The following is a 1,189-nucleotide window of genomic DNA, read 5'->3' as shown; positions in this document are numbered from 1 at the left end:
TCGAAGCCGGTGCCGTTGCTGGTGAAGGTCCACAGGCCGGTGGTGTTGACGCCGTTGACCTGGCCGTAGTTGTAGAGGACGCCCACGTCGCTCTTGCCGTCGCCGTTGAAGTCACCGGTGAATGCCTTGGAGTTGTCCCAGCTCCACGAGCCGAGTCCGGCCGCGAGGTTGTCCCACGCCCGCACCGGGTTGTACGTCCCCGAGCCGGTGCTGGTGAGCTTCCACAGGGCGGTGTGGTTGACGCCGTTCACGGCGGCGTACTTGTGCAGCACGGCGGTGTCGTCCTTGCCGTCGCCGTCGAAGTCGCCCGAGAGTTCCTGGGAGTCGGCGGCGTTCTCGCCGGTCTGGCCCCAGCGCGCGCCCGTCGCCAGGGAGATCCACGGACCGAGGTCGTCGACGCGGGTGTCGACCGCGCCGGTGCGGGTCTCCGCCGCGTCGGTGCCGAGGCAGCCGCCCTGCCAGGAGCGCGAGTTGACCGCGACCAGCTCGGGCGCTCCACCGGCGGTGCGCAGCGCGGGGCCGCCGGCGTCGCCCTTGCAGACGGTGGCCGTGTCCGAGCCGTCCAGGTTCACGTCGGCGCCCGCCGTGGAGGCCACGGTGAAGGTGGCGGAGTGCAGCTTGTTCGGTGCCCACTCCGTCCTGGTCCGGCCGAACCCGGCCTTCGTCAGCTGCTCACCCGCCGCGGCGGGGCTGGTGGCCAGCCGTACGGGCGTGATCGCGCCGGGGACGGGCTGGGCGAGGCGGACCAGGACGACGTCGCGGTCCGGGTGCGGCACGAGGTCGACGGCCTGCTGGACGCTGCCGCCGGTCTGCGTCAGATCGGTGCGGCCGACGGTGACGGTGGTGGGGACCGCGGGCCTGCCGGGCCCCGGCATGGCCTGGGAGGAGAAGCAGGAGGCCGCGGTCAGGACCCACTGCGGGGCGACCAGGGCACCGCTGCAGGCGGTCTCCTCCCCAACGGTGATCTTCGCTACGAAGGTCAGCTGGGCGGAGGCGTCGGTGCCGGTGAGGGCGTCGGCCGGACCGGCGGTCGCGACCGCGGTGAGAGCGGCGGCGGCGCAGACCGTCCACGCGGCACGTGCACGCGTGGTCGGGGCGCTCAGGCTGCTTCTTGGCATGAAAAGACGCTCGTTCCTTCGATCGGAGGTACGGGGCTGGGCGTGGGCCGGCACGCGACTACGCGCTGGTG

General features: G+C 72.8%; 1 protein-coding gene. It reads right to left on the bottom strand.

What is annotated here, in order from left to right:
* A partial coding sequence (locus tag ACSLTV_RS36090) for a S1 family peptidase (protein ID WP_435613731.1) occupies window positions 1–1,118 on the bottom strand: 1,118 nt, incomplete at its 3' end.
* Window positions 1,119–1,189 lie beyond the last annotated feature (71 nt).

This window comes from Streptomyces sp. bgisy159 (assembly GCF_965341775.1).
Classification (GTDB): domain Bacteria; phylum Actinomycetota; class Actinomycetes; order Streptomycetales; family Streptomycetaceae; genus Streptomyces.
This window is presented reverse-complemented; position numbering and strand designations above follow the sequence as displayed.